Annotated in this window: 2 protein-coding genes; both read left to right on the top strand. The window is 76.3% G+C overall.

Features of this window, described 5'->3' with window-relative positions; genetic code table 11:
* Nucleotides 1-1,083: protoporphyrinogen/coproporphyrinogen oxidase (locus AC1DUQ_RS21170; RefSeq protein WP_477074567.1), on the top strand; the 1,083-nt coding region annotated here is incomplete at its 5' end.
* Between the two features lie 178 nt (nucleotides 1,084-1,261).
* Nucleotides 1,262-2,094 (top strand): hydroxymethylbilane synthase (gene hemC / locus AC1DUQ_RS21165; RefSeq protein WP_477074566.1); only part of this gene is annotated, 833 nt, incomplete at its 3' end.

Genomic DNA, 2,094 nt, shown 5'->3' with positions numbered 1-2,094 from the left:
GAGCTCGGGCTGACCGACCGCGTCCGGACGCCCGAGCCGCACGGCTCGTGGGTCCACCTGCCGCACGGCGACGGCCCGCTGCCGCGCACCGGCCTGCTCGGCATCCCCGCCGACCCCTGGGCGGCTGACGTGCGCCGGACGCTCGGACCGCTCGGCGCGCTGCGCGCGAGCCTCGACCTGGTGCTCCCGCCGTCCCGCGCGGACACGCTCGGTGAGCTGGTCCGCCGGCGCATGGGCGCCCGGGTGCTGGATCGCCTGGTGCGACCGGTGGTCGGGGGCGTGCACGCCGCGGATCCTGATGATCTCGCGGTCGACGCGGTGTCTCCTGGCCTGCCCGACGCGTTGCGCCGCGAGCGCGGGTCGCTCGCCCGGGCGGTCCGGAGCCTGCGCGCCTCGGCACCCGCCGGCTCCGCCGTGCAGGGGCTCGACGGCGGCCTGCACGTGCTCGTGGACGCCCTCGTCGCGGACGTCGAAGCCCACGGCGGCACGGTTCGTACCCGCGCGACGGTCGCGTCCCTGGACGACGAGCGCACGGACCGCTGGGTGCTCGCCACGCCGGCCGCCGTGGACCTGCTCGGCCTGCCGGTGGGCCGGCCGGACCCGGGGGCGCAGGTCACGCTGGTCACCCTCGTGCTCGACGCCCCCGCGCTCGACAGCGCGCCGCGCGGCACGGGGGTGCTCGTCGCGCGCGAGGCCACGGACGTCTCCGCGAAGGCGCTCACGCACGGCACCGCCAAGTGGGCCTGGCTCGCGCAGGCCGCAGGTGCCGGTCGGCACGTCGTGCGGCTCTCCTACGGCCGGGCCGGCGAGGACGGCACAGATCCCGACGTCGACACCGCGCTGCGCGACGCCGCCACGCTCCTGGGCACCCCGCTGACGCGGGACCAGCTGGTGGGCCACGCGATCGTCCGGTGGACGCAGGCGCTCCCTCGTCCGAGCGCCCAGCACGCGCAGGTGGTGGCCGACGTCCGCGCCGCGGTGGACGCGCGGCCCGGGGTGGCCGTCTGCGGCGCCTGGGTGGCGGGCAACGGGCTTGCGTCCGTGATCCCCGACGCGCGCGCCGCGGCACGCTCGGTGCTCTGAGGAGAATTCGTCGGCGCGATTCTGGACAACGCGTCGTCACGCTGCGGAAGAATGTCGCACGTCACATTTTCCGGCAGCATTTTCTGACAGGTTGTCATGACCGCGTCACGGAGTTCTCGGACGTCCTCGGATTTCCTCGCACTTCGACATCGCCGCGACGGAGAGGGACACTGACCGCATGCTCCAGCACGTGCGCGTCGGGACCCGCGCGAGCGCCCTCGCGCTCACCCAGACCGGTCACGTGGTCGACGCCCTCACCACCCTGGGGCGTGGCGACCTCACCCTCGAGACCGTCCACGTCCGCACGGACGGCGACCGGCTGACCGGATCGCTGCAGAGCCTGGGCGGTACGGGGGTCTTCGTGACCGCGTTGCGCGACGCCCTGCTCGACGGTCGGTGCGACGTCGCGGTGCACTCGCTCAAGGACCTGCCGACGGGCGACGCCGAGGGCCTGTCGATGGTCGTCCCGCCGCGCGAGGACCCCAGCGACGCCCTGTGCGCCCGCAACGGCCTGACACTGGCCGAGCTGCCCCGGGGCGCCACGGTCGGCACGGGGTCCCCGCGCCGGGCCGCCCAGCTGCTCGCCGCCCGCCCGGACCTCGTGGTCGTCGACATCCGGGGCAACGTCGACACCCGCCTCGGTCGCGTGGCGGGTGCGCGCAGCGGCACGGGTGACCTCGACGCGGTGGTCCTCGCGCGCGCCGGCCTGGCCCGGCTGGGCCGCCTCGACGCGATGACCGAGGCGTTCGGACCGGACGTCATGGCACCAGCACCCGGCCAGGGCGCCCTCGCCGTCGAGGTCCGCAGCTCCGACCTCGTCCCGGGCACCGCGCTCGACGCGGCGCTCCGGGCGCTCGACCACCGGCCCACCCACCTGGCCGTCGTCGCCGAGCGGTCCCTGCTCGCGCGCCTCGAGGCCGGGTGCGCCGCGCCCATCGGCGCCACCGCCCACCTGGCCGACCACGGCCGGTCGCTGAGCCTCGAGGCCGTGATCGCCCGCCCCGACGGGAC

It is taken from the genome of Cellulomonas sp. P4_B5_2 (genome assembly GCF_056402235.1).
This window is presented reverse-complemented; position numbering and strand designations above follow the sequence as displayed.